Source organism: Ramlibacter sp., from assembly GCF_036383835.1.
Classification (GTDB): domain Bacteria; phylum Pseudomonadota; class Gammaproteobacteria; order Burkholderiales; family Burkholderiaceae_C; genus Ramlibacter.
This window is the reverse complement of sequence record NZ_DASVNN010000035.1, coordinates 17,803-38,676: the sequence shown is the minus strand read 5'-3', so window position 1 is coordinate 38,676 and position 20,874 is coordinate 17,803. Positions and strand designations below refer to the sequence as shown.

Annotated in this window: 21 protein-coding genes; 11 read left to right on the top strand and 10 right to left on the bottom strand. The window is 69.8% G+C overall.

Going from position 1 to position 20,874, the window contains the following annotated elements; all coding sequences use genetic code 11:
* Window positions 1–39 precede the first annotated feature (39 nt).
* The 5 genes from VF522_RS05845 to VF522_RS05825 form a co-directional block, all read right to left on the bottom strand.
* On the bottom strand, window positions 40–1,293 hold the full coding sequence (locus VF522_RS05845; RefSeq protein ID WP_330907296.1) for an FIST signal transduction protein: 1,254 nt from the start codon (window positions 1,291–1,293) through the stop codon (window positions 40–42).
* 8 nt (window positions 1,294–1,301) lie between these two features.
* A complete protein-coding gene (locus VF522_RS05840) occupies window positions 1,302–1,946 on the bottom strand; it encodes a PhaM family polyhydroxyalkanoate granule multifunctional regulatory protein (protein WP_330907295.1) in 645 nt (214 codons plus the stop codon).
* A 62-nt stretch (window positions 1,947–2,008) separates the two neighbouring features.
* The gene (locus VF522_RS05835; protein ID WP_330907294.1) at window positions 2,009–2,458 is read right to left on the bottom strand and encodes a copper chaperone PCu(A)C; all 450 of its coding nucleotides are present in this window, start codon (window positions 2,456–2,458) and stop codon (window positions 2,009–2,011) included.
* A gap of 143 nt (window positions 2,459–2,601) precedes the next feature.
* On the bottom strand, window positions 2,602–3,405 hold the full coding sequence (locus VF522_RS05830; RefSeq protein ID WP_330907293.1) for an enoyl-CoA hydratase/isomerase family protein: 804 nt from the start codon (window positions 3,403–3,405) through the stop codon (window positions 2,602–2,604).
* A gap of 4 nt (window positions 3,406–3,409) precedes the next feature.
* Window positions 3,410–4,360 carry a TraB/GumN family protein gene (locus VF522_RS05825; protein WP_330907292.1) on the bottom strand — a complete coding sequence of 317 codons (951 nt, stop codon included), beginning with the start codon at window positions 4,358–4,360 and terminating at the stop codon, window positions 3,410–3,412.
* A gap of 43 nt (window positions 4,361–4,403) precedes the next feature.
* On the opposite strand from VF522_RS05825, the gene VF522_RS05820 reads away from it, so the two are divergent.
* From VF522_RS05820 to VF522_RS05800, 5 genes are all read left to right on the top strand, one after another.
* Window positions 4,404–4,817 carry a VOC family protein gene (locus VF522_RS05820; protein ID WP_330907291.1) on the top strand — a complete coding sequence of 138 codons (414 nt, stop codon included), beginning with the start codon at window positions 4,404–4,406 and terminating at the stop codon, window positions 4,815–4,817.
* A gap of 90 nt (window positions 4,818–4,907) precedes the next feature.
* Window positions 4,908–5,648, top strand: a complete 741-nt coding sequence (gene otsB, locus VF522_RS05815; RefSeq protein WP_330907290.1) for a trehalose-phosphatase — start codon at window positions 4,908–4,910, stop codon at window positions 5,646–5,648.
* Window positions 5,645–7,450, top strand: a complete 1,806-nt coding sequence (locus VF522_RS05810) for a glycoside hydrolase family 15 protein (protein ID WP_330907289.1) — start codon at window positions 5,645–5,647, stop codon at window positions 7,448–7,450. Before otsB ends, VF522_RS05810 begins: the two co-directional genes overlap by 4 nt.
* A gap of 80 nt (window positions 7,451–7,530) precedes the next feature.
* Window positions 7,531–8,934 (top strand): alpha,alpha-trehalose-phosphate synthase (UDP-forming), encoded by a 1,404-nt coding sequence (gene otsA, locus VF522_RS05805; protein ID WP_330907288.1) that lies wholly within the window; start codon window positions 7,531–7,533, stop codon window positions 8,932–8,934.
* A 99-nt stretch (window positions 8,935–9,033) separates the two neighbouring features.
* Window positions 9,034–9,657 carry a fasciclin domain-containing protein gene (locus VF522_RS05800; RefSeq protein ID WP_330907287.1) on the top strand — a complete coding sequence of 208 codons (624 nt, stop codon included), beginning with the start codon at window positions 9,034–9,036 and terminating at the stop codon, window positions 9,655–9,657.
* 51 nt (window positions 9,658–9,708) lie between these two features.
* Here VF522_RS05800 and VF522_RS05795 read toward each other — a convergent pair whose 3' ends face one another.
* Window positions 9,709–11,427, bottom strand: coding sequence for an OPT/YSL family transporter (locus VF522_RS05795; protein WP_330907286.1), 1,719 nt, complete (start codon window positions 11,425–11,427; stop codon window positions 9,709–9,711).
* Between the two features lie 84 nt (window positions 11,428–11,511).
* Window positions 11,512–12,555 (bottom strand): fumarylacetoacetate hydrolase family protein, encoded by a 1,044-nt coding sequence (locus VF522_RS05790; RefSeq protein WP_330907285.1) that lies wholly within the window; start codon window positions 12,553–12,555, stop codon window positions 11,512–11,514.
* Between the two features lie 99 nt (window positions 12,556–12,654).
* Here VF522_RS05790 and VF522_RS05785 point away from each other — a divergent pair, with 99 nt between their 5' ends.
* The 3 genes from VF522_RS05785 to VF522_RS05775 all read left to right on the top strand — a co-directional run bounded on the left by VF522_RS05785 (window position 12,655) and on the right by VF522_RS05775 (window position 14,835).
* Window positions 12,655–13,431: an IclR family transcriptional regulator gene (locus VF522_RS05785; RefSeq protein ID WP_330907284.1), complete on the top strand. Its 777-nt coding sequence runs from the start codon at window positions 12,655–12,657 to the stop codon at window positions 13,429–13,431.
* Window positions 13,428–14,441 (top strand): DUF3108 domain-containing protein, encoded by a 1,014-nt coding sequence (locus VF522_RS05780; RefSeq protein WP_330907283.1) that lies wholly within the window; start codon window positions 13,428–13,430, stop codon window positions 14,439–14,441. The genes VF522_RS05785 and VF522_RS05780 overlap by 4 nt, the downstream gene beginning before the upstream one ends.
* A 121-nt stretch (window positions 14,442–14,562) precedes the next feature.
* Entirely contained in the window at window positions 14,563–14,835 is a 273-nt protein-coding gene (locus VF522_RS05775) for a BTH_I0359 family protein (protein WP_330907282.1), read from the top strand.
* Window positions 14,836–14,839: 4 nt separating this feature from the next.
* Here the strand turns inward: VF522_RS05775 and VF522_RS05770 are convergent, their stop codons facing one another.
* Window positions 14,840–15,916, bottom strand: a complete 1,077-nt coding sequence (locus tag VF522_RS05770) for an AbrB family transcriptional regulator (protein ID WP_330907281.1) — start codon at window positions 15,914–15,916, stop codon at window positions 14,840–14,842.
* A 21-nt stretch (window positions 15,917–15,937) separates the two neighbouring features.
* Here VF522_RS05770 and VF522_RS05765 point away from each other — a divergent pair, with 21 nt between their 5' ends.
* Window positions 15,938–16,666, top strand: coding sequence for a ChaN family lipoprotein (locus tag VF522_RS05765; protein WP_330907280.1), 729 nt, complete (start codon window positions 15,938–15,940; stop codon window positions 16,664–16,666).
* A gap of 106 nt (window positions 16,667–16,772) precedes the next feature.
* Here VF522_RS05765 and VF522_RS05760 read toward each other — a convergent pair whose 3' ends face one another.
* Complete coding sequence (locus tag VF522_RS05760; protein WP_330907279.1) at window positions 16,773–18,104, bottom strand: aminotransferase class III-fold pyridoxal phosphate-dependent enzyme; 1,332 nt, start codon at window positions 18,102–18,104, stop codon at window positions 16,773–16,775.
* Window positions 18,105–18,141: 37 nt separating this feature from the next.
* A complete protein-coding gene (locus VF522_RS05755; protein WP_330907278.1) occupies window positions 18,142–18,909 on the bottom strand; it encodes a DUF4197 domain-containing protein in 768 nt (255 codons plus the stop codon).
* Between the two features lie 89 nt (window positions 18,910–18,998).
* On the opposite strand from VF522_RS05755, the gene purU reads away from it, so the two are divergent.
* Together purU and VF522_RS05745 are read left to right on the top strand one after the other, a co-directional pair.
* Window positions 18,999–19,847 carry a formyltetrahydrofolate deformylase gene (gene purU / locus VF522_RS05750; RefSeq protein ID WP_330907277.1) on the top strand — a complete coding sequence of 283 codons (849 nt, stop codon included), beginning with the start codon at window positions 18,999–19,001 and terminating at the stop codon, window positions 19,845–19,847.
* Between the two features lie 96 nt (window positions 19,848–19,943).
* The gene (locus VF522_RS05745; protein ID WP_330907276.1) at window positions 19,944–20,810 is read left to right on the top strand and encodes a LysR substrate-binding domain-containing protein; all 867 of its coding nucleotides are present in this window, start codon (window positions 19,944–19,946) and stop codon (window positions 20,808–20,810) included.
* Window positions 20,811–20,874 lie beyond the last annotated feature (64 nt).

The window sequence follows — 20,874 nt, the reverse complement described above, 5'->3', positions numbered from 1 at the left end:
CCGGGATCCATGGATTGCGGGTCAAGCCCGCAATGACAATCAACCCGCCCTGAACACCGTCAGCACGCCCGTGTAGCCATACAGGTGGCTGCGCGCGATCTCGCCGCCGGCGAAGAAGCCCACCAGCGGCACGTCGCCCAGCGCGCGGCGCACGATCTGCATCTCGGCGCTCGGTCCGCCGAAGTGCGGGCCGCCGCGGCCGGCGCAGCTGACGTAGATGGCGCCGGCGATGCGCGAAGCGGGATTCGGCCCCGACAGCGGGTCCGGCGCGGCCAGCGCGCTCGCCACCGCCAGCGGCATCTCCTCCGGCTCCAGCTCCTCGCGGATCTCGGCGCAGATCCGCACGAGGTCGGTACGCGCCGCTTCCACATGGCGGCGGCAGAACGCGAGCTGCATGCCTTCCTCCACCTTGTCGGCGATCGCCACGCCGCGGCGGCGCGGATCGAGGCCGATGATGTGGCGCACGACCACGTCGGTGCCGAAGTGCCCGGTGCGGCCCACCACGTCTTCCGACGCCTGCGTGAGGCCCACGAGTGTCTGGCGCAGCGCCGCCATCGCGGCCTGCGGCTGCTCCAGCGTGATGTGCAGGTCTTCCAGCAGCACGTCCAGTGCCGGCTCGCCATCGAGCTCCACCACGAGGTTGCCTTCCGCCTCGGTGATGCTGCGGACCGCGCCCACCGGCTGGCAGCCCTGCGTCACGCGCGACACCAGCTGCACGCCCTCGCCGAAGGCCACGCCGGACAGGCCGCCGCGGAACACGCCGCTGGCCTTGCCGTGGCCCTGCAGGTTGCCGTTGCCGCCCACCGCGAACTGGATCACGTCGCCGCGGCTGGACGCGAGCCCGCCGAACAGGTAGCCGCTGCCGGTGCGGTCCGCCATCTCCGCGATCAGTTCGGCGACGTCGGGCGTGGCCGCGTCCGCGTGCACCAGCGCCGTGTGCGGCGTGAAGGCCGGCGACAGCGGCGCGACGCCGCTGAACACGCGGTACTGGTCCGGAGGCAGCGCGCACAGCATCACCGCCATCGCCGGTTCGTCGAAGTATTCGACGTTGGACGAGGCGATGCCGACGCCGACGGTGCCGGACCAGTCGGTCACGTGCGGCAGTTCGGCGCCGAGATGGTCGAGGATCTCCTCGGCGGCGCCAGCGTAGTGGTCGGTGATGTAGACCAGGCCCAGCGTGGGCGCCGGCGCGTAGCCGTGCAGCGTCATCTGCGCGCGCAACTGCGCCAGCACCAGGCCGGCCGCCATCTGCCACTGCGGATGCGTGGCGTGGGCGTACGGGAACAACTGCATGGCGGCTCCTAGGCCCTGGCGGTCTTGCGCGGGGCCTTGCGCGCCGCGCTCTTCTTCGCGGCCTTGACCGGGTCCCTGGAGACGCCGGCCGCGAGATTCTTCGCGGTGTCCACGGCCGTCTTCTGCGCCACGTCCTTCATCGCATTCGCCGCGATCTCCTGGAACTGCTGCGTGAGCGCGCCCCACCACTGCATCGGATCGACCGGTGCCGCCGCGCCATTGCCGGACCCGGCCGCGGGCTTCGCTTTCGCCTCCGCCTTGCGCTTGAGGGCCTCCGCCGCACCGGACACCTTGCCGGCCGGGTCGCCCGCCTTCTGCACGCCGCCGGCCAGGGTCTCCGCGGTCTTGAGCTTCAGCGCATTGGCGACTTCGCCCATGTTGAAGTTCATGCCCTGCAGCGTGGCCAGCGTCATCTTCTGCACCTCCAGCGCCTGGATGGTGGCGCCGAGCGCCTTGCCGTTCTGGTCCAGCCAGAAGTGCACGGCCTTCAGTTCGGAGATGCGTTTTTCCAGCTCCTCCACGTTGAGCGTGGGGGCGATCCAGTTCGACAGGTTGGGCAGCTGCGGGATGTTCGTGGCGCCCTTGGCGATGTTCTGCAGGAAGTCGAAGCCGGGGACGAACTTGGCAAAGCCGAAGGGGGTGTTGTCGCTCATGGCCGCGCTCCTCGGGAAGTTGTCGAGCAAAGCTTACTCCAAGGAGCCGCGGCGCGGCGAACCTACTTCTTCACTGCGGGCACCTCGCGCGACACGGGCAGCGACACCTTCAGCTCGCGTGCCTTGCCCTTGCCGTCGCGGAACTGCAGCGTGAGAGGAACGTGCGTGCCTTCGCGGAACGCGGCCTTCAGGTCCATCAGCATGAAGTGGTAACCGCCCGGCTTGAACTCCACCGCCTTGCCGGGCGCGAGCGCCAGCGTGTCGACGGCGCGCATCTTCATCACGTCGCCTTCCATCTTCATCTGGTGGATCTCGATGATGCCGGCGGCCGGCGAACTCGCGCCGGTGAGCGTCAGCGGCTCGCGCGCGGTGAACGTCATGTAGGCGCCGCTGGAGGCCTGCCCAGGCAGCACGGCGCGGGCCCAGCCCGCTTCGACGTTCACGGGCGCGGGCTGCGCCCGGGCTGCAACGGCAACGACGACAGCGGCGACGCCGATCAAGAACTTCTTCATGGTGTTTCCTTCAGTGCGAATGGCCGCCGCCGCTGCTGCCGACCGGCAGGGACGAGCACGATGTGGGCGCAGGCGAGGGCAGCGGCGAGTGCGGTGGCCGCCAAGGCACTGCAGCGGAGAAATCGCCCGGGGATTATGGCGGGTCAGCCGAATTTCGGCGGTCGCCGCTCCCGCAAGGAGGCGATGCCTTCCTTCACGTCCGGGCCGCCGAACCCCATGAATTCCAGCGCCAGCGAAGTGTCGAAGGCCGGGCCCGCCTGCCGCAGCCAGTTGTTGAGCGAGTACTTGGTCCAGCGGATCGCGCTCTGGCTGCCCTGCGCGAGCCGGTCGGCGACCTCGTAGGCCCGGGGCAGCAGCTGGTCGCCATCGACCGCGAGCGACACGAGGCCGATGCGCTCGGCCTCCTCGCCGGTCACCGGCTCGCACAGCAGCAGGTAGTACTTGGCTTTCGCCATGCCGCACAGCAGCGGCCAGACGATCGCCGCGTGGTCGCCCGCGGCCACGCCCAGGCGCGTGTGGCCGTCGACGATCTTCGCGTCGCGCGCGGCGATCGAGATGTCGGCCAGCAAGCCCGCCACCAGGCCCGCGCCCACCGCCGGGCCGTGCATCGCGCTCACGATCGGCTTGTCGCAGTTGACGACGTTGTAGACGAGGTCGCGGGCTTCCTTCCACACCCGGCTGCGCACCTCGAAGTCGGCGGCCATGTCCTGCACCAGCGCGAGGTCGCCGCCGCCGGAAAATCCCAGGCCCTCGCCGCGCAGCACGGCGCAGCGCACGCTGTCGTCGGCACCGACGTCGCGCCAGATCTCGGTGAGCTCGCGATGGCCCGCGTGGCCGGCCGTGGGCAGCTTGCCGTTGGCCGCCTTCATCTGGATGTCCAGCACCGTGTCGCCGGGACCGCGGCGCGTGATGCTCAGGGTCTGGTAGCGGCTGTAGTCGGTCTGCATGGCGTCACCGGGTCAGGAGCGGAACGGCCTGCACCTGGTAGCCGCGCGCGCGCAGCAGGACGGGCAGGGACTGGGGGCCGGTCATGTGCAGTGCGCCGACGGCGGCGAACACGCGCTGCCCCTTGGCATGGAGCTTGTCGATGCGCTCGGCCAGGCCGGCGTTGCGCTCGTCGTTGACGCGGCGGAAGAAGCGCTGCTCCGCCTCCGTGTCCAGGCACCCGCACCACTGCGGGTAGCTCGCGAGCGCCGCCGCATCGCCGCGAGCCCAGGCTTGCAGCATGCGGTCGAGCGTGGCGCGGCTTTCGCCCGATTCCAGGTCCTCCAGGCCGCGCTGCATCAGCACGCGTTCGTCGGCCTCGGTCTGCGGGACCAGTGCCGCCATCTGGCCGGCAGCGGTCTCCAGCGGCGCGATCGCCTTGCCCGTGCGCTTGGCCAGCCCATGCAGCACCAGGTCCACCGAAAACTCCGGATGGAAACCGCCGCGGCGGCCCTCCACGAAACCGAGCATCATGAGCTGGAACAGGGGCCGCATCGTGGCCAGCCGTTCCGGCGGCAGGCAGGCGCGGCGCGCAAGTTGCGCGATGCGCGGCTGCAGGCCCTCCACCACGCGCGCCTCGCGGGCGGCATCGCCCGGCTGTTCGAGCAGGCGGGCCAGGTCGGGATCGCCCGGATCGAGCTCGAGCGCGAGCACGTCGCTGCGGGACAGGGCTTCCTGCACGCCCGGACCCGGCACGACCCATTCGACGCGGTTGACGTGCACCGTGCCATACAGCCAGGACGTGCGACCGCCCTTCTCCACGCGCCAGAGCAGGCCGCGGTCGCGCACGTCGCGGTGGAGGTCGTCTGGCCGCAGGCTCTCCTGCGAGGGCGGCGGCGGCGGGCAGGCACCCTCCTGCTGCGCCCGGGCGGACGCAGCCGGCAGCAGGAGCCCAAGAACGCAGAAAAGACGGAGCATGTGCATGGCCGGGCATCGTACGCCAGCACGGTATGCTCGCCGCATGCCCGCGCTGTTCCATCTCGCCTTCCACGTCACCGACCTCGACACCGCGCGCCGTTTCTACGGCGACGTGCTGGGTTGCCGCGAGGGCCGCAGCACCGACACCTGGGTGGACTTCGACTTCGAGGGCCACCAGCTCTCGCTGCACCTGGGCGAGCCCTTCAAGACCGAGCGGACCGGCCGCGTGGGCCAGCACCTGGTGCCGATGCCGCACTTCGGCCTGGTGCTGGAACTGCCGGCCTGGCAGGCGATGGCCAGGCGGCTGGAAGGGGCCGGCACCGATTTCGTGCTGGCGCCTCAGGTGCGCTACCCCGGCGAACCGGGCGAGCAGTGGACCATGTTCTTCTGCGATCCCTTCGGCAATCCGATCGAGGTCAAGGGCTTCCGCTCGCTCGACGGCCTGTACGCCACCTGATTCCCCCGCCGCCGTGTAGGCACGCTCCTACGCGGAGCGGCGGCCGGGCGGTCTGGCGGGGCGCGTCCGGCTTTGCTACGGTGCGGTTGCATGACGCTTGCGGAGATCCTCTATCCCTCCTGCGCCCTGTTCCTGGACTTCGACGGGACCATGGTGGACATCGCCCCCCAGCCGAACGCGGTGGAAGTTCCGCAACCGCTGCTCGGCGTGCTCCAGGACCTGAATGACTATCTTCAGGGCGCAGTGGCCATCATTTCGGGCCGGCCGATCGCTCAGATCGACGAATTCCTCCATCCCCTGAAGCTGGCGGTGGGCGGCGTGCACGGCGCCGAGCGCCGCGATGCCGACGGCCGGCTGCACCTGCTCAACACCCATCCGCTCGACCACGTCGAGGAAGCCGCCTGCACGCTGGCGGCCGAGCATCCGGGCCTGCTGGTGGAAGCCAAGCGCGGCTCGCTCGCGCTGCATTACCGGCAGCGGCCCGAGCTGGAGGACCTGTGCCTGCTCGCCATGCAGAAAGCGGTGGAGGAATCGCCCGGCATCACGCTGCTGCGCGGCAAGATGGTGGCCGAAGCCAAGCCCGGCGGCGCCAGCAAGGGCCGCGCCATCGAGGACTTCCTGGGGGAGGCGCCCTTCGCGGGACGCACGCCGGTCTTCATCGGCGACGACGTCACCGACGAAGTCGGTTTCTCCACCGTGCAGCGCCTGGGCGGCATGGGCATCAAGATCGGCGACGGCCACAGCGTCGCCTGGCGCCGCGTGGCCGATCCCCGCACGCTGCGCCGTGAACTGGAGGCGGCCGTCGCCGCCCGCATGACGAGAAACCCATGAACAACAACGCCAAACTGGTGACTCCCAACACGCTGCAGGTCGGCATGATCGGCAACTGCGCGTACAGCGCGCTGGTCGACCAGCAGGCGCGGATCGTATGGTGCTGCCTGCCGCGCTTCGACGGCGACCCGGTGTTCAACGCCCTGCTGGATCCCTCGGAGAACGGCAGCCTCTGGGCCTTCGAGCTGGAGGATTACGAGCGCAGCGAGCAGCACTACGAACCCAACACCGCGGTGCTGCGCACCCGCATGTACGACAGCAAGGGCCAGGGCATCGAGGTGACCGACCTCGCGCCGCGCTTCTGGAGCCGCAACCGCATGTTCCGGCCGCTGTCCCTGGTGCGGCGCGTGAAGGTGCTCTCCGGTTCGCCGCGCATGCGCGTGCTGCTGCGCCCGCGCTTCGACTACGGCCGGATCAAGCCGGCGATCACGCAGGGCAGCACGCACATCCGCTACGTGGCCGGCAACAACACGATCCGCATCAACACCGATGCGCCGATCTCGTACGTGCTGGCGGAAACCTTCTTCGTGGTCGACCGGCCGATGAACTTCATCATGGGCCCGGACGAGACGCTCGCCAGCGGCATCGAGGACACCGCGCGCCTGTTCGAGCAGGAAACGGTGTCGTACTGGCGGCAGTGGTCGCGCGCGCTGGCGCTGCCGCTGGAATGGCAGGACGCGGTGATCCGCGCGGCCATCACGCTGAAGATGTCGCTGTTCGAGGACACCGGCGCGATCGTGGCGGCGATGACCACCAGCATCCCGGAGGCGCCGCACAGCGGGCGCAACTGGGACTACCGCTACTGCTGGCTGCGGGACGCCTTCTTCGTCGTGCGCGCGCTCAACTCCATCTCCGAAGTGGCGACGATGGAGGAGTACCTGCGCTGGCTGATGAACGTGGTGATCCGCTCCGGCGGCGGCCACATCCAGCCGCTGTACGGCATCGGCCAGGAGGAGAAGCTGCCCGAAGCCATCCTGGAGCACCTGCCCGGCTACCGCGGCATGGGGCCGGTGCGCATCGGCAACCAGGCGCAGGAGCACTTCCAGCACGACGTGTACGGCAACATCATCCTGGCCGCCGCCCAGGCCTTCCACGACCACCGCCTGTTCAAGCGCGCCGGCCGCGCCGAGTTCGCGCACCTGGAAGCGGTGGGCGAGCAGGCCTTCAAGATCTACGACTCGCCCGATGCCGGCATGTGGGAGCTGCGCACGCGCGCGCGCATCCACACTTCCTCGGCCCTCATGAGCTGGGTGGCCTGCGACCGCCTCGCCAAGGTCGCGTCCTCGCTGGGCCTGCCCGAGCGCATCCGCTACTGGCGCGAGCGCGCCGACGTGATCCGCAACCGCATCCTGAAGGAATCGTGGAGCGAGGAGCGCCAGGCCTTCGCCGAGAGCTTCGGCGGCCGCGACCTCGACGCCAGCGCGCTGCTGATGGCCGAAGTGAACATGATCGACCCGAACGACGCGCGCTTCGTGTCGACCGTCGACGCGCTGGAGAAGTCGCTCTGCGACGGCCCCTACATGCGCCGCTACGAGGCCGCCGACGACTTCGGCAAGCCGGAGACCGCCTTCAACATCTGCACCTTCTGGCGCATCGACGCGCTGGCGCGCATCGGCCGCAAGGCGCAGGCGCGCGAGATCTTCGAGGTCATGCTCAAGAGCCGCAACCACCTGGGCCTGCTGTCGGAGGACACGCATCCGGTCACCGGCGAGATGTGGGGCAACTTCCCGCAGACCTATTCGATGGTGGGCACGATCAATGCGGCGGTGCGACTCTCCGCGCCATGGGACACGGTGATCTGAAGGAATGACCAATGACGGATGACAAATGACCTTTTCCGCTTTTGTCATTCGTCATTGGTCATACGTCATCTGCGAATGAAATGAGCCGCCTCGTCGTCGTCTCCAACCGCATCGCCGACCCGCGCAAGACGGCGGCCGGCGGACTCGCCGTGGCGCTCGGGGAGGTGTTGAACAACACCGGCGGCATGTGGTTCGGCTGGAGCGGCAAGATCGTCGACGCGGCCGAAGGCGACGACGTGCAGTTCGAGCAGGCCGGGCCGGTGCGGCTGGCGACCGTGCACCTCTCGCAGGTGGACCACGACGCCTTCTATCTCGGCTACTCCAACGGCGTGCTGTGGCCGGTGTTCCACTACCGGCTCGATCTGGCGGACTTCGACGCCGGCTACATCGCCGGCTACCGGCGCGTGAACCAGCTGTTCGCGCGCAAGCTGCTGCCGCTGCTCAAGCCCGACGACGTGCTGTGGGTGCACGACTACCACCTGATCCCGCTGGCCGCCGAACTGCGGGCCCTGGGCTGCCAGCAGCGCATCGGCTTCTTCCTGCACATCCCGCTGCCGCCGCCGCTGATCCTGGCGGCCATTCCCGGACACGACTGGCTGATCCGCGCCCTGTTCGCCTACGACCTGGTGGGCTTCCAGAGCCGCACCGACCTGGAGCACTTCGAGCGCTACGTCGAGACGGAAGCGCACGCGCAGGCGCTGGAGGACGGCCGCTGGCGCGCCTTCGGCCGCACGGTGAAGGCGGGCGCCTTCCCCATCGGCATCGACGTGCAGGAGTTCGACCAGCTGACGCATGCGCCGGAGGCGATGGAGATGTACGAGCGCATGAAGCGCGAGTACTCGCGCCGCAAGCTGCTGGTGGGCGTGGACCGGCTCGACTACTCCAAGGGCCTGCCGCAGCGCATGCGCGCCTTCCGCGAGTTCCTGCAGAAGAACCCCGACCTGCGCCAGAGCGCCACGCTGATCCAGATCGCGTCGCCCAGCCGCGAGAACGTCAGCGCCTACACGGACCTGCTGCACGAGCTCGAAAGCCTCTGCGGCGCCATCAACGGCAACTTCGGCGAGCTCGACTGGATGCCGGTGCGCTACATCCACCGCACGGTGGCGCGGGCGCGGCTGCCGGGCCTCTTTCGCGCGAGCCGCGTGGCGCTGGTCACGCCGCTGCGCGACGGCATGAACCTCGTGGCCAAGGAGTACCTCGCCGCGCAGAACGCGGACGATCCCGGCGTGCTGATCCTCTCGCGCTTCGCCGGCGCCGCGGAACAGCTGAAGGAAGCGCTGCTGGTCAACCCCTACGACACCGAGAACACCGCGGCGGCCATCCTGCTCGCGCTGCAGATGCCGGTGGAAGAGCGGCGCAACCGGCACCAGGCCATGATGCGCACCATCCGCGCGTACGACGTGCACTGGTGGTGCGACAGCTTCCTGGACGCGCTGGCGGAAACCGACGCGGAAGAGTCGGGCGCGTCCTGGCTGCGGCTCTAGCGCGGCGCATCGCAATCTCCTGAATCCGGAATCGCGGACCGCGCGTATCCGCATCCGAGGGCCGGCACGGCGCCGGCCCCGAGCCCCAGGAGAGATCACATGCAACGCCACCTTCTCGCGGCCTGCGCCGCCACCCTGCTCGCGTCCGCCACCGCGTCCTTCGCGCAGGACTTTGTCACCGGCACCCACGCCGACGTGAACATCCCGGTCACCCGCGCCACCATGGGCGCCTCAGGCGCCACCAAGATGGTGGGCGGCGCACCGATGTATCCCGGCAAGGACATCATCGACAACGCGATGCATTCGCGCGACCACACCACGCTGGTCGCCGCCGTCAAGGCCGCCGGCCTGGTCGACACGCTCAAGGGCAGCGGCCCCTTCACCGTGTTCGCCCCGACCAACACCGCCTTTTCCATGCTGCCCGCCGGCACGGTGGACATGCTGCTGAAGGCGGAGAACAAGGCCATGCTCACGCAGGTGCTGACCTATCACGTGGTGCCGGGCCGCATCGACGCGGCGGTGCTCGCGGACCAGATCCGCGCCGGCGGCGGCCACGCGATGCTGAAGACCGCGAGCGGCGGCATGCTCACCGCCGCGATGCGCGGCAAGGACGTCGTGATCTGGGATGCGAAGGGGAATGCCGCGGTGGTGACCACGGCGGACGTCTACCAGTCGAACGGCGTGATCCACGTGGTCGACAAGGTGCTGATGCCGGGCGGTTGAACCGGTATCGGGGTTCGTAGGGCGGGGTGAGCCCGCAGGCGAACCCCGCCGTCAAAACACAGTGGCGAGCAACCCCGTCACCCCAAGCGCCAGCGCCGCGATCGCGTCCCCCGCGATCAGCCCGCCGCCGAACAGCGACGTCCCGCTCATGTCCGGCGGCCGATCCTTGGGCCCCTTCGCCCGCGCCCCGATCGCGCTCGCCACCACCCCGCCCGCCCCCAGCCACAGCGACGTCGGCAAGTTGACGAACCCGCCGAACGACATCGCGTACGGCGATGGCAGCAGCACCGCGTCGACCACGAAGGACTTCGGCCGCAGCCACTTGCGCAGCAGCTCGATCACCAGGCCGAGCGCCGCGCCCACCAGGATCGCGGTGCGCTGGTACGGCTTGTCGTCGGTGAGGCTGCGCAGCACGCCCACGAACTTGTAGGTCATGGCGGAACTCCACTCCGCCGGCTGCTGGCCGGCCTTCATCACGGTCTGGTCCTGCGCCAGCACCGGATACGCGGCCATGAACAGGCGCGCGAACACCACCGCGAGCACGGCCCCGACCAGGATGCCGAGCACCTGGTAGCGGAACTGCAGCACGCGCGGCGTGCCGAGGCGCCAGCCGGTGGAGCGGTCCTGCTGCATGTCGCAGGCGACGCTGGTCGACACCAGCAGGATCGCGCCCGCCATCAGTCCCACGCCGGGATCGGTGAGCCCCACCAGCGCCATCACGACGACCGACACGACGAAGGCCGACGAGATCGGGTTGGAATCGCTGATGCCCACCGAGATGCCGTTGACCATCGCGAACAGGAACACGAGGGCGATCGCGAGCGCGAGGAACGGCAGCGGCTGCCCGAGCAGCACGCTGCCGGTGACGAGAGTCGCCGCGCCCCAGGCCACGACCCACAACCAGAGCCGGCCGCGATGCACGCGCCGCCATTGCGCGTCGTCGGCTTGCGGCTCCCCGGCTGCCTGCCGTCGCGCGCCCGGCAGGGCCCGCCAGAAGATCAGCGCGAGATCCACCAGCGCCGCGCCCATGATCATGCCGAGCGCGATCAGGAAGGTGATCTTGCGGAAGGGATCGCCCGGCTGCAGCCAGCCGATCGCGACGAAGAAGGGCTGCAGCGCCCAGCTCAGCACGCCGCCGACCACCGCCGCGACGCCGATGCGCGCACCGATCACCATGCCGGCGCCGAAAGTGGAAGCGGACAGTTCGACGGCACCGAGCAGCGCCACGCGCGAGGACGCGAGGCCGATCGCCAGTCCCGCGAGCGCGCCGCTTCCGAGCTGGCGGATCGACTGCCGCAGCAGCGCCGTGTCGGTGAGCGCGCGCAGGATGTTGGCCACCGCCAGCCCGGAAGGAAAGGCGAGGCGCAGGCGATCGACCAGCACCGGCGTGTAGAGCATGCCCACGCCCACGCCGAACATGCCGATGCAGGCGAAGTAGGCGACCAGCTGCCAGGCCGGCGGCTGCGGCAGTCCCATCCACACCATGGCCTGCACCAGCACGCCCATGCCGCTCATGCTGGCGACCGAGGCCGCCGCCGTCTGGATGTAGTTGGCGCCGTGCCTGCCCTGCGCGCCGTAGCCCGCGGTGACGGCGGAGCCGAGCAGGCCGGCGAGCACCTGGCCGCCGACGAAAAAGCCCAGCGAGAAATTCATGTAGGCCGCCGTCACGCCGGCGAGCGGCCCGAGCACCAGCATGCCGGTGGCGGCGAGCAGGACGTAGTAGGCCCAGGAGCCTTCACGAGGGAGCCAGCGCCAGCGGGGAGCCGTCATGGCGCGAGTATCCCGTCATTCCCGCGGAGGCGGGAATCCAGGGCATCCATGAGAGCGCGCTGCGCGCGCGTCCTGGGCCCCCGCCTACGCGGGGGTGACGTTGTCGGCCGGAGCCTCGCCCTTCGGCCCCACCACGCGCTGCTCGATCGCCCCGAACACGCTCTGCCCGTCCTGGCCCTTCATCTCGATGCGGATCGTGTCGCCGAAGCGCATGAACTCCGTGGAGGGCTTGCCGTCCTGGATCGTTTCGATCGCGCGCTTCTCGGCGATGCAGCTGTAGCCCTTGGGCCATTCCATGCGGCCCTTGGCGCCTTCGACGCCGCGGTTGCTCACGGTGCCCGAGCCCACGACGGTGCCGGCGCGCACGTTGCGCGTCTTGCAGATGTGCGCGATCAGCTGGCCGAAGTGGAAGGTCATGTCCGGGCCGGCGTCGCACAGGCCGACCTTGCGGCCGTTCCAGTTGCTTTGCAGCACCAGGTTCACGCGGCCGCCTTCCCAGGTGTCGCCCAGTTCGTCGGGCGTCACCGCCACCGGGCTGAAGGCCGTGGCCGGCTTGCTCTGGAAGAAGCCGAAGCCCTTGGCGAGCTCGTTGGGGATCAGGTTGCGCAGGCTCCAGTCGTTGGCCAGCATCAGCAGGCGCACGCCGTCGAGGGCCTCGTCGGGCGTCGCACCCATCGGCACGTCGGCGGTCACCACGGCGATCTCCGCCTCGAAGTCGATGCCCCACTCCTCGCTCGGGAACTTCGCCTGCTCCCGCGGGCCGAGGAAGTCGTCGCTGCCGCCCTGGTACATGAGCGGGTCCTCGTAGAAGGTCTTGGGCACTTCGGCATTGCGCGCCTGCCGCACCAGCTCCACGTGGTTGATGTAGGCCGAGCCGTCGGCCCACTGGTAGGCGCGCGGCAGCGGCGCCATGCACTGCGCGGGATCGAAGGGGAAGGCGTGGCGCGCCTTGCCGCTGTTCAGGGTCTCGTACAGGTCCTGCAATTGCGGGGCGACGAAGTTCCAGTCGTCCAGCGCCTGCTGCAGCCTGGTCGCGATGTGGGTCGCATAATGCGCCGACTGCAGGTCGCGCGAGACCACCACCAGTTGCCCGTCGCGCGAGCCATCCCTGTACGTCGCCAGCTTCATTCGATTGCCCCCGGAAAGCGGATGCGCTAGAGTCCGCCGGACCGTTACGCATCGTGAAATGAGTTTACCTAATCGTAATTCTATAGGACTGCCTTGCCCATGAAGGAGCGGGCGGGGATCCAGTCCGTGGAGGTCGGTTTCGGCCTGCTGCAGGCCCTCGGCGAGGCGGACGGCCCGCTGATGCTGCGCGACCTGGCGCGCGCCGCCGACATGAGCGCGGCCAAGGCCCACCGCTATCTCGTGAGCTTCCAGCGGCTGCAGCTGGTGGTGCAGGACGCGGCGAGCACGCGCTACGACCTCGGGCCGGCGGCGCTGAAGCTCGGCCTGGCCTCGCTGTCGCGGCTCGACGCGATGAAGCTCGCGCGCGGCCGCGTCGCCGCCCTCATGGAGCAGGTCGGCCACACGCTGGCGCTCGCCGTGTGGGGCAACCACGGACCGACCATCGTGCACTGGGAGGAATCGCCTTCGGCAGTGACGGTGAACCTGCGCCTGGGCGACGTGATGCCGCTGCTGTCGTCCGCCACCGGACTGTGCTTCGCCGCCCATGCGCCCAAGGAGGCGATCGCGCCCATGCTCAAGGAGGAGATGGCGCTGGCGCAGAAGCAGGGCCGCAAGGACGTGCCCACCACCCTGGCCGAAGTGCGCTCCGCGCTCGACGAAGTGCGCAGGCGCGGCGGCTCGCGCGTGGTCGACACGCTGCTGCCCGGCATCGTCGCCTTCTGCGTGCCGGTGTTCGATTCCGACGGCCACATGGCGCTGGGCATCGTGGCGCTCGGGCCCGCCGGCACCTTCGACGCCGACTGGGACGGCGCGGTGGCGAAGCCGCTGCGCGCGGCGGCCACCCAGCTGTCCAGCGACCTGGGCTACCGCGCATGAAGAACGGGCCGGCGCCGCTGTGGCGGCGGCTCTGGCCGCTCGCGGGACTCGTGCTCGCGGCGCACCTCGCGCTGCTGCACGGCGGCTGGCGCACGTTGACGCCGACGAAGGACCGCTGGGTGCAGCAGTTCACCACGCGCATCGTCAGCGTGCCGACGCAGGCGCCCGCGCCCAGCCCGGCGCCGCCGCAGGCGGTCGCGGCGGCTCCAGCGAAGCCGCGGGCCACGCGACCCGCACCACCCGCTGCGCCTTCGACCGGCGCTGCGGCCGCACCCGAAGCAACACCGCCACCGGCCGCCGCACCCGCCGCGGCCCCCGTGCTCGATCCCGCGGCCGCGCCCACCGCGGCAACTCCCTTCGTGCCCCAGGTGCTCGGCGTGCCGCAGCCTTCGGTGATGCGCTACGAAGTCAGCGCCACGGTGCGCGGCTTCCCCGTCCACGGCCAGGCCCGCCTGGACTGGTGGCACAACGGGCAGCAGTACGACCTGCGGCTGGAACTCACCGGGCCCGGCCTGCGCGATCGCGTGCAGCAAAGCAGCGGCCAGATCACCGAGGAAGGACTGGCGCCCACGCGCTTCTCCGACAAGGCGCGCGGCGAACAGGCGGCGCATTTCGACCGCACGCGCGGCCGCGTCGTCTTCAGCAACAACCGCCCCGACGCGGCGATCGCGCCGGGCATGCAGGACCGTTTGAGCGTGGTGGTGCAGTTGTCGATGCTGTTCGCCGGCGACCCCGCGCAGTTCCCGCCCGGCACGCAGCTCGCCATCCCCACCGCGAGCACGCGCGAGGCCGAGGACTGGGTGTTTCGCGTCGAGGGCGAGGACAACCTGGAGCTGCCCGGCGGCCGCCTGCGCGCGCTCAAGCTGGAACGCCTGCCGCGCAGGGAGTTCGACCAGAAGGTCGAACTGTGGCTCGCGCCCGGCAAGGATTACGCCCCGGTGCGCCTGCGTCTGACAAACCCGGACGGTACGGTGATCGACCAGCGCTGGTCCTCAACCGACAGGCCCTGACCTGCTCCCCACCTACATTGGTTCCATGGCCGATCCGGCCGGCCCCTGCGACATTCGGGTTTGAGTGCCACACTTGAATCGGAGCTCCTCGCAGCCAGCTACAAGGCAAAAGGAACAGATCATGCAAATGCTTTACGACTCCGATTCTTTCGTGGTGGTGCACCTGCAGGCCAACGAGCCCGTGGACGGCGAGGCGCCTCCCTCGACCGTGCGCCACGGATTCGAGATCGTCGACAAGCGCTCGAACAAGGAGGTCTACCTCGACGGTTCCTGGGCGGACGCCTTCCAGCGGCAGATCAACGCCTGGCAGCTCAACACGCCCACCCAGGAAGAGGTGGAAGCCACGCTCGACGGCTACGCCGAACTGGCGCAGAACCCGCTCGTCATCCACTGACGGGCTATCCGGGCGCGCCGCCGGTTCCGCGCGGCCCGACCCAGCGGTAGAGCGGCTCGACCAGCACGAGCACGGCTACCAGCCGGCAGACCTGGAAAGCGGTCACCACCGGCACCCCCAGCTGAAGCACCTTGGCCGTGATGGCCATCTCGGCGATCCCGCCCGGCGAGGTCCCCAGCACCAGCGTGGCCGGATGGATCTTCGTCGCCCAGCCCAGCAGGAAGGCGAACCCGGCGCACAGCAGCACCATCCCCACCGTTCCCATCACCACGTCGAAGAGCCAGCGCGGCGCCGCGTGCAGGAACTCCCGCTGGAAGCGCACGCCCAGGCTCACGCCGATCAGGAGCTGCGCCGCGTTGGACAGCGGCGCGGGCATCGCCGACAGCTCCATGCCCGCCACCGTGATGCCCATGCTCGTGAGCAGCGCACCCATGAACCAGGGATTGGCGCGCCCGGTGCGGGCCAGCAGCCAGGCACCCGCGGCCGTGGCGGCGCCGAGCAGCGCCAGCCCGCCCCAGTTCACGGTGCGGGCGCCCGGCAGGCTGGGATCGATGCCGTGCAGGCCGCTGTACAGGAACACGAAGGGGACCAGCAGCGTGACGATCACCAGGCGCAGCGTGTGCGCCGCGGCCACCAGGTCGCTGCGGCCTTGTTCGCGTTCGGCCAGCAGCGTCATCTCGGAAGCGCCGCCGATCGCGCCGGAAAAATAGGTGGTGGCCCAGCGCCCGAGCGGATCGCCGCCGATGCGCTCCGCATGCCGGTGGTGCAGCCAGCGGCCGAAGCCCCAGCCCAGCGCGAGGGCCCACACCACCGCCAGCAGGATGGCCCACCAGACGCCCGCGATCAGCGCCGTCACCTGCGGCGTGAAGTAGAGGCCCAGCGCGCTGCCGATCACCCACTGCGACGCATTGCGCAGCGGCGGCCAGCTGCGCGTGGGCGCGCCCAGCACGGAGGCGAGGGACGTGGCCAGCAACGGGCCGATCATCCACGGAATGGGGGTGCGCAGCCACGCGCACAGGAGCGCGGCGGCCAGCGCCAGCACCAGGGTCGCCGTGGTGCGCAGCAGGTCGGGGAAACGCATCGGAGCGCGTAGTATCGGTCCATGCGCCTGAACGCCCTTCTTGCGGCGAGCCTGCTCGCCGGCTGCACGGCCGCCGGCCCGCTGGGGGAAGTGCCCACCGTCGACGCCCTGCTGCTCGGGGAACAGCACGATGCGGGCGCCCATCCGGGACTGCAGGAGCGCTACGTGCGCACGCTCGCGCAGCAAGGACGCCTCGCCGCCCTCACCCTGGAAATGGCGGAACGCGGCGCCAGCACGGCGGGCCTGCCGGCCGCGGCCGGCGAGGCCCAGGTGCGCGAGGCGCTGCGCTGGAACACCGACGCCTGGCCCTGGGAGCGCTACGCGCCGGCGGTGATGGCGGCGGTGCGCGCGGGCGTGCCGGTGCTTGGCGCCAACCTGCCGCGCGGCGACATGCGCGCGGCCATGGCCGACGGCACGCTCGACGCGCTGCTGCCCGGCCCCGCGATCAAGGCGCAGCAGCAGGCGATCCGCCAGGGACACTGCGACATGCTGCCGGAGCCGCACGTGCAGCCCATGACGCGCGTGCAGATCGCGCGCGACCGCGCGATGGCGCAGACGCTCGCCTCGGCCGCCGCGAACGGCAAGACGGTGGTGCTGATCGCGGGCGCGGGACACGTGGAGCCCGGCGTGGGCGTGCCGCAGCATCTGCCGCGGGCGCTGCGCGCGGAGTCGCTGGTGCTGCCGCGGGAGGAGACGGGGAAGGATTACTGCGCCGAGTTTCGCCGGCAGATGGAGAGGAAGCCGGTCTGATCGTCATTCCCGCGCAGGCGGGAACCCAGTGCTTCCAGGAAAAAAGCCCCGCACTGCGGGGCTTCTCTCACGCTCTGGATCCCCGCCTGCGCGGGGATGACGGGGTTCAGGCGTGCGCCTTGATCGAATCCGCCAGCGTGTTCACCAGCCTCGAGATGTGCTCCTTCTCCACGATGTACGGCGGCGCGATCACCACCACGTCGCCGGCAGGGCGCACCAGTGCGCCCTTCTTGAAGCAATCGACGAAGATGTCGTAGGCGCGCTTGCCCGGCTTGCCGGCCAGGGGCGCCAGTTCCACCGCCGCCGCGAGGCCCAGGCTGCGGATGCCGATCACGTTGGGCAGGCCCTTGAACGTGGAGTGGAAGGCATCGCCCAGCACCTTGCCCATTTCCGCCGCACGCGGGAACAGGCCTTCGTTCCTGTACACGTCCAGCGTCGCGATCGCCGCGGCGCAGGCGACCGGGTGGCCCGAGTACGTGTAGCCGTGGAAGAACTCGATGACGTGCTCCGGCGCATCGGTCTTCATCATCGCGTCGTACAGCTTGTCGCGGCAGATCACGCCGCCCATGGGGATCACGCCGTTGGTGACGCACTTGGCGAAGTTCAGCATGTCCGGGACCACGCCGTAGAAGTCGGCGCCGAAGTTGGTGCCCATGCGGCCGAAGCCGGTGATCACCTCGTCGAAGATCAGCAGGATGCCGTGCTTGTCGCAGATCTCGCGCAGCCGCTGCAGGTAGCCCTTGGGCGGCAGGTACCAGCCGGCCGACCCCGCCACCGGCTCCACGATGATCGCGGCCACGTTGCTCGGGTCGTGCAGCGGCAGGATGCGGTTCTCCAGCTCCGCCAGGAAGTCCTCGTTCGACACCGGCTCCTGGTTGTGGATGTACGCATTCGCCGGGTCGTGGATGAAGCGCATGTGGTCCACGCGCGGCAGCAGCGCCGTGCCGTACGCCTTGCGGTTGGCGGGGATGCCGCCCACGCTCATGCCGCCGAAGCCGACGCCGTGGTAGCCCTTCTCGCGGCCGATGAACACGTTGCGGTGGCCTTCGCCGCGCGCGCGGTGGTAGGCCAGCGCCACCTTCAGCGAGGTGTCCGCGGCCTCGGAGCCCGAGTTGCAGAACAGCACCTTGTTCAGGTCGCCGGGCGCCATAGCCGCGATCTTCTCGGCGGCCAGGAAGGCCTGGTCGTTGCTCGCCTGGAAGGCGGTGGCGTAGTCCAGGGTATCGAGCTGCTTCTTGATCGCGTCGTTGATGGGCTTGCGGTTGTGGCCGGCGCCCACGCACCAGAGGCTGGAGATGCCGTCGACGACCTCGCGGCCGTCGTGCGTCCTGAAGATCATGCCGTCCGCGCCCACGAAGATGCGCGGATCCTTGCGGAAGTGGCGGTTCGGCGTGAAGGGCAGCCAGTGGCTGTCCATGTTGAAGTCGTTGAAGGCCATGGGTACTCCTCTGCGGAGCTCCTATTCTGCCGCGCTCCTACCGCAGAGCGCCAAAGACCTTCTGCAGGATGGCGCTGCCGGTGCCGATCGGGTCGCGGCGGATCTTCTTTTCCTCCTCGCCGATCATGAAGTACAGGCCGTCGAGGGCCTTGCGCGTCACGTAGTGGTCCACCGTGGGGTCCTCGGGCTTGTACAGGCCCAGGCCCTGCGCCTTGGCGGTGACGCGGTCGTATTTCTTCACCAGGCCCACCTGCGAGGTCGCCTGGTGCACCACGGGCAGGAAGGTACCGCCCAGGGGCGTGCGCGTCTTGTCGGCGAAGAATTCGGTGACGGAGGTGTCGCCGCCCGCGAGGATCTTCTTGGCGTCGGCCACGGTGATGTGGCGCACGGCGTCGACCAGCAGGTTCTTCGCCATCGGCACCGCGGCTTCGGCGGCGCGGTTCAGCGACACCTCGAGGTCGTCCAGCTGCTGGCCCATGCCCAGCGAGCGCAGCAGCCTCGCGACATCGAGCATCGCCTTGGGCAGCGGGATGTGCACCTGCGGATTGGCGAGGAAGCCGTCCTGCCGCCCGAGCAGCTTGACCGCGGCCAGCGCGCCGGTCTCCAGCGCCGTCTTCAGGCCCTTGTTCGCATCCAGGTCGCTGATGCCGGCCAGCCCCTGCGGGGCCTGCGCTCCCTGCTGCCTCGGTTGCACCGAGGGCAGGAGCAGTTCCTGCAGTTCGCGCAGGCCCTGGCCACGGGCGGGCAGCGCCAGCACGGGCAGGATGAGCCCCGGCAGGGCGGCGGAAAAATGACGGCGTCGCATGCGTCCCCCAACTGTCTTTGTATGGCCGAGCATGATGCCTCGGCCCGCGCCGGAGCGTCAACTCGGCCGCCTGCGACAATTGCACGGATATGTCCCACGCCTACATCCTGACCCTGTCCTGTCCGGACCGCCCGGGCATCGTCCATGCCGTCTCCGGTTTCCTGCTCGAACGCGGCGGCAACATCGAGGAAGCCGCGCAGTACAACGACCACGACACCGGCCTGTTCTTCATGCGCGTGCGCTTCGCCTGCGGGCAGCTGGCGCAGGAGGACCTGCGCGCGCAGCTGAAGGCGTTCGGCGAGGGCTTCCAGATGCAGTGGAAGCTGCACGCGACGACGCAGCCGATGAAGACGGTGATCTTCGTGAGCAAGGAAGGCCACTGCCTGAACGACCTGCTGTTCCGGTGGAAGAGCGGCCTGCTGCCGCTGGACATCCGCGCGATCGTCTCCAACCACCGCGAGTTCTACCAGCTGGCGGCGAGCTACAACGTGCCCTTCCACCACATCCCGATGACCGCGGCCACCAAGGCGCAGTCCGAGGCGCGCCAGTTCGAGGTGATCGAATCCGAGGGCGCGGAGCTGGTGGTGCTGGCGCGCTACATGCAGATCCTGTCGGACGACATGTGCCGCAAGCTCTCGGGCCGCGCGATCAACATCCACCACAGCTTCCTTCCGAGCTTCAAGGGCGCCAAGCCGTACTACCAGGCGCACGACCGCGGCGTGAAGCTGATCGGCGCCACCGCGCACTACGTGACGGCCGACCTCGACGAAGGCCCGATCATCGAGCAGGACGTGGCGCGCGTGGACCACTCGTACTCGGTGGAGGACCTCACCGCGACGGGCCGCGACACCGAGAGCATGGTGCTGGCGCGCGCGGTCAAGTGGCACAGCGAGCACCGCGTGCTGATCAACGGACACAGGACGGTGATCTTCAAATGATCGTCACCCCCGCGCAGGCGGGGGCCCAGGACACGCGCGCAGCGCGCTGTTTCGAATGCCCTGGGTCCCCGCCTCCGCGGGGATGACGGAGGCACCATGAGCACCCGCATCCCTCCCATCCAGTGCCTCCTCACCTTCGAGGCCCTGGCGCGGCTGCGCTCGGTGTCGCTGGCGGCCGATGAACTGTGCGTCACGCCCAGCGCGGTGAGCCACCGCGTGCGGCAGCTCGAACAGATCATCGGCACCAAGCTGTTCGGCCGCTCCGACTTCTCGCTCACCACCGAAGGCAGCGAATACCTCGCGCACGTGCGCGAAGGCCTCGCGGTGCTGGGCCGTTTTCCGGGGCGCGACGCCGGCGCCAAGCGCAAGCTGCGCGTCGCCGTCACGCCCACCTTCGCGCGCTCCATCCTGATGCCGCGGCTGCGCGGCTTCATCGAGGCCTATCCGGAGGTGGACCTCACGCTGCAGGTGTCGATCCCGCTGCTGGACGTCGTCGCCGAGGATGCCGACCTGATGATCCGCTTCGGCACCGGTCGCTATGCCGACGTCGAGCACCTGTGCCTCATGACCGACGAAGTGACGCCGCTCGCCTCGCCGGCCTACCTGCGCGAGCACGGCCCCTTCGACACGCCCGAGGACCTGCTGGCGGCCAAGTTGATCAAGAGCCCGCTGGAGCCGTGGCGCACCTGGTTCCTGGCCCATGGCATCGACGTGCCGGAACCGCCCGAAGGTTCGTCCTTCAACGACATCGGCCTGATGTGCGACGCGGCGGCGCAAGGCCTCGGCGTGGCGCTGGTGCGCCTCAAGCTCGGGCAGCCCTGGCTGGACAACGGCACGCTGGAGCGGGTCTCGCCGCGCAACGTGCCGAGTCCGCACGCGCATTACCTGTGCTGGCGCACCGGGACCATGGACCGGTGGGAGTGCGCGGCCTTCGCGGACTGGCTGCGCAAGAGCCTGCACTAGCTTTTTCAGGCGGCGCCGGAAAAATCTTCATCCGCGCCGGCTCGCTTCCCGGCCGCGATCCTGC